This is a genomic window from Leclercia sp. M50 (assembly GCF_037150775.1).
GTDB lineage: Bacteria > Pseudomonadota > Gammaproteobacteria > Enterobacterales > Enterobacteriaceae > Enterobacter.
This window is the reverse complement of record NZ_JBBCPK010000176.1, coordinates 1-4,748: the sequence shown is the minus strand read 5'-3', so window position 1 is coordinate 4,748 and position 4,748 is coordinate 1. Positions and strand designations below refer to the sequence as shown.

Below are 4,748 nucleotides of genomic sequence, written 5' to 3'. Positions count from 1 at the left end.
AAGTGTCACACGGTGAATGCCGATGTGACGGACGCGTCGGCCATCATGGCGGCGGCCAACGCGTTCGAGACGCAGCTCGGCGCAATTGATGTATGGATCAACAACGCCATGTGCGGGGTGCTGGCGCCGTTTCGCGCCATGAGCGATGAGGAGTTTCGCCGGGTCACGGACGTAACCTACCTGGGCTACGTTAACGGCACCCGGGCGGCATTGTCCGTGATGACCCCGCGCGATGCGGGACAGATTATCCAGGTGGGCTCTGCGCTGGCTTACCGCTCCATCCCGCTCCAGTCCGCCTACTGCGGCGCGAAAGCGGCGATCCGCGGCTTTACCGACGCGGTACGCACCGAGCTTATCCACGAGCGTATCAATATCCAGCTGACGATGGTGCAGATGCCGGGCCTTAACACGCCGCAGTTTAGCTGGGCGCGCAATAAGTTTGCCTTCGCCATGCGCCCAATCGGACCGGTCTACGAGCCGGAGGTGGCCGCCGAGGCGATTTTCAACGTGACCCGCCGCCCGGTGCGGGAGCTGTGGGTCGGGCGCAGCACCATGCAGGCGATTATCGGCCAGTTTCTCTTCCCCGGCCTGCTGGATCGCATGATGGTGAAAAAGGCGTGGGAAGGGCAGATGACCAACGAACTCAACGTTCCCGAGCGGCAGGATTATCTTTCCGGGCCGGTCAGGGGGATGCACCAGGTCCACGGGCGCTTTTCCGACGAGTCGAGAACCCGGGCGACGGCCATCACCTCCGGCGTGCCGGGGAAAGTACTGCTGGGTAGCGCTGCGCTGGCGGGACTGCTGCTGGTGGGGAAACTGATCACCCGGCGGAAATAGTCTAAGCAGTATCGTTTTGTAGGCCGGGTAAGGCAAAGCCGCCACCCGGCTTTTTATTGCGCACCGCCCGGTGGCGCGATGCTTGCCGGGCCTGGGGGGCGATTTGTAGGCCGGGTAAGCGTCAGCGCCACCCGGCAATGCTGCGACGCTTAATGGTAGCCCTCGGTGTCAGTCACCTTGCCGCGGAACACGTAGTAGCTCCAGGCGGTATAGACCAGAATCAACGGGATGATCAGCAGCGTGCCCACCAGCATAAAGAGCTGGCTGGACGGCGGCGCGGCGGCGTCCCAGATGGTGATGCGTGGCGGGATAATGTTGGGCCAGAGGCTGATGCCGAGCCCGCTAAAGCCAAGGAAGATCAGCCCGAGGGTCAGCAGGAAGGGCCGGGTATGACTGTGCGGATCGCGGGTGAGTCGCCAGATCCACAGACCGAAGATCCCCACCAGCAGCGGCACCGGCAGGAAGTAGAAGAAGTTCGGCAATGTGAACCAGCGGTCGGCCACATATTGCCAGCCGAGCGGGGTCCAGACGCTTACCACCGCCACTACCGCCAGCAGCGCCAGCAGCACCTTGCGGGTCAAATCCCGCATATGGCGCTGTAATGCCCCTTCGCTTTTCATAATCAGCCAGGTGGTGCCCAGCAGGGTATAGGCCACCATCAGCCCCAGCCCGCAGAAGAGGTTGAAGGGGGTCAGCCAGTCCAGCGACGAACCCGCGAAGCGGCGGCCTTCAACATCAAAGCCGTTAATCATCGCCCCGACGACAATCCCCTGGCTGAAGGTCGCCAGCAGCGAGCCCCCTGCGAAGGAGTAGTCCCAGAAGGCGCGGTGCGACGGCGTGGCTTTAAAACGAAACTCGAACGCCACCCCGCGGAAGATGAGCCCGATCAGCATCGCGGTCAACGGGATGGTAAGGGCGTCGATAACCACCGCATAGGCCAGCGGGAAGGCGCCAAACAGCCCGGCGCCCCCCAGCACCAGCCAGGTTTCGTTTCCGTCCCATACCGGGGCGACGCTGTTTACCATCACGTCGCGCGCCTGCGGGTCGCGCTCAAAGTAGAAGAGCATGCCGATACCTAAATCGAAGCCATCCATGATGATGTACATCAGGGTGGCGAAAACGATGATGGCAAACCAGATAACTGAGATATCGACGCCCATTACAGTTTCTCCTCTTCCGGAACCGGTTCTGCCGCCGAGAGCGGGCGTGCGGGTCTGCCGTCGGTCTTCATCGAGAGATTATCGGTAGGCTGCGGTCCTTTCTTAATCAACCGCACCAGATAGACTAACCCCACGCCAAATACCGAGCAGTAAACAACGATAAACGCCAGCAGGCTGATGCTCATTTGCAGGGTGCTGTGCAGCGACACCGCATCAATGGTGCGCAGATAGCCATATACGACCCACGGCTGGCGGCCCACCTCGGTCGTGACCCAGCCGGCGAGGATCGCGACTACACCCGCTGGCCCCATACTCAGGGCAAAGCGGTGGAACGGGCGGGAGTGATAGAGCCGACGGCGATGGCGCAACCAAAGGCTGATAACCCCCATCAGGATCATCAGCAGCCCCAGGCCCACCATCACGCGGAACGACCAGAAGACGATGAGCGAGTTAGGGCGCTCATCTTTCGGGAAATCTTTCAGCGCCGGGACCTGCTTATCCAGGCTGTGGGTGAGGATCAGGCTGCCAAGCGCCGGGATCTCCAGCCCATACTTGGTGCGCTCCTCTTCCATATCGGGCACACCAAACAGCAGCAGGGGCGTCGCTTCGCCAGGGGGATTTTCCCAGTGCCCTTCGATGGCGGCGATTTTTGCCGGCTGGTGTTCGAGGGTGTTCAGGCCGTGCATATCCCCGACAAAGGCCTGTATCGGCGCCACCAGCAGCGCCATCCACAGCGCCATTGAGAACATTTTGCGCACCGCCGGGCTGTCGTTACCGCGCAGCAGATGCCATGCGCCGGAGGCGCCAACAAACAGGGCGCTGCTCAGGAAGGCGGCGATGGACATGTGGATCAGACGATACGGGAAAGAGGGGTTAAAGATGATGGCGAACCAGTCCTCGGGGATGACCTGACCGTTCTCGATGCTAAAGCCCTGCGGCGTGTGCATCCAGCTGTTGGAGGCGAGGATCCAGAAGGTGGACATCAGAGTGCCCAGCGCCACCATACAGGTGGCAAAAAAGTGCAGGCCAGGCCCAACCTTGTTCCAGCCAAACAGCATGACCCCAAGGAAACCCGCTTCGAGGAAGAAGGCGGTGAGCACTTCATAGGTGAGCAGCGGGCCGGTGATGCTGCCGGCAAACTGCGAAAAGCCACTCCAGTTGGTGCCAAACTGGTAAGCCATCACCAGCCCGGAGACCACGCCCATGCCGAAGTTAACGGCGAAGATTTTTAACCAGAAATGATAGAGCGAGCGCCAGACATCATTTTTCGTTCTCAGCCACATCCCCTCCAGTACCACCAGATAGCTGGCAAGGCCGATGGTTAACGCCGGGAAGATAATATGAAATGAGACAGTGAAGGCAAACTGAAGCCTGGCGAGATAAAACGCATCGAGTTCGAACATCGTACTCTTCCCCTGTCAGCGAAAAGCCCCGTATAAAACGGGGCATCGTGGTACGGCTGTTGTTGCGGGCGGGGTTACGGTTTATTTTTACCGGCACCCAGCTCAGCGCCAGTGAGCGGATCGGTTGTTGGATCCGACTCGGTGCGGCTCGCCATCGCTTTGAGTAGTGCGGCCTGCTCTTTCGTGAGCGTAACCTCAGCGCTGCCATCGCCGCCATCAACCGCGGGTTGCGGATCGGCAACGTACTCAAAGTTTTCATCGCTGTTCCAGCTGCCGCGAAGATCATCACCTGCAGACATATTGTAGTAGGTGGTTGCGTATTGTTCGATTGGCGGTAGTTTCCCTGGTGGGAAATTATTGCGAATCGACTGCAACGCCTTCTCAAACGAGAGCTGGTGTGCGGCTTCTCGGGTCATCAGGAACGCAAGGGCATCTTTTACCCCGACATCGTCAGTAACGTTGATCAGGCGTTCATAGATGATTTTGGCGCGTGCTTCCGCCGCGATGTTGGAGCGCAAATCGGCGGTGGCTTCCCCGATAGTATCGATATACGCCGCAGTCCATGGCACGCCTGCGGAGTTGGTCAGCGGTGGTCCACCGCCATACAGCAGGGAGGTGATATGGCTATCGTTACCGTTTTGCGTCAGTGAGCGGTAGAGTTCCGCTTCACTTTCGGTGCCTTCCGCCAGTTCGCCTTTGGCGCCTTTGTTCAGCATGCCGACCAGCGTACCGATGATCTCAAGGTGGCTGAGCTCTTCGGTCGCGATATCCATCAGCATCTCTCTGCGGCCTGGATCGTCATCGCCCAGCCCCTGGGTGAAGTAACGGCAGGCGGCCGCCAGCTCGCCCTGTGGGCCGCCAAACTGTTCAAGCAGCAGGTTTGCCAGGCCGGGGTTCGGCTCGGCAACGCGGACGGTATACTGCAATTGTTTTACGTGTCGAAACATACGCTCACTCCCTGGTTATTTTTTCGCTTCGACACCGTCAGCATCTGAGCGGAGCAGGAACTGCTCAGTCGTGTCAGGAATATGCTGGATCAGCCAGTCGGCCATGCGCTGCTCTTCGGCGAGGATCGATTCGATCGCTGGAATCGATGCCACGTCTCCGGCTTTTCGCGCCGCGGCCAGCAGGGAGGTATAGCAGGCAATTTCGAACTGCTCGAAAACGTAGCCGCTAATAGAGCCTTTTACGATTTCATCCGAGGTCATAATGCCGCCGACAGACTGGCCGAACGCCATCATTTTGCTCATGGAGTCTTTCAACATTGAGCGGGAAATATCGTTACGGTCGAGGATCTCTTCCAGTACATTTATTTGCTGTTTGGTTTCAGTAAGATGTTGCTCAATAC

5 protein-coding genes are annotated in these 4,748 nt (G+C 59.4%); 1 reads left to right on the top strand and 4 read right to left on the bottom strand.

Annotation, left to right across the window (positions count from 1 at the left end):
- Window positions 1-837, top strand: an 837-nt coding sequence (locus WFM46_RS22915) for an SDR family oxidoreductase (protein ID WP_336998626.1), incomplete at its 5' end; no start/stop codon positions are given.
- A gap of 149 nt (window positions 838-986) precedes the next feature.
- Here WFM46_RS22915 and cydB read toward each other — a convergent pair.
- The 4 genes from cydB to WFM46_RS22895 form a co-directional block, all read right to left on the bottom strand.
- Window positions 987-1,997, bottom strand: a complete 1,011-nt coding sequence (cydB, locus tag WFM46_RS22910; protein ID WP_103180820.1) for a cytochrome d ubiquinol oxidase subunit II — start codon at window positions 1,995-1,997, stop codon at window positions 987-989.
- A complete protein-coding gene (locus tag WFM46_RS22905; protein ID WP_103822604.1) occupies window positions 1,997-3,400 on the bottom strand; it encodes a cytochrome ubiquinol oxidase subunit I in 1,404 nt (467 codons plus the stop codon). Before WFM46_RS22905 ends, cydB begins: the two co-directional genes overlap by 1 nt.
- 74 nt (window positions 3,401-3,474) lie before the next feature.
- Window positions 3,475-4,347 carry a manganese catalase family protein gene (locus WFM46_RS22900; protein ID WP_336998625.1) on the bottom strand — a complete coding sequence of 291 codons (873 nt, stop codon included), beginning with the start codon at window positions 4,345-4,347 and terminating at the stop codon, window positions 3,475-3,477.
- Between the two features lie 15 nt (window positions 4,348-4,362).
- Window positions 4,363-4,748 (bottom strand): ferritin-like domain-containing protein (locus tag WFM46_RS22895; RefSeq protein ID WP_336998624.1); only part of this gene is annotated, 386 nt, incomplete at its 5' end.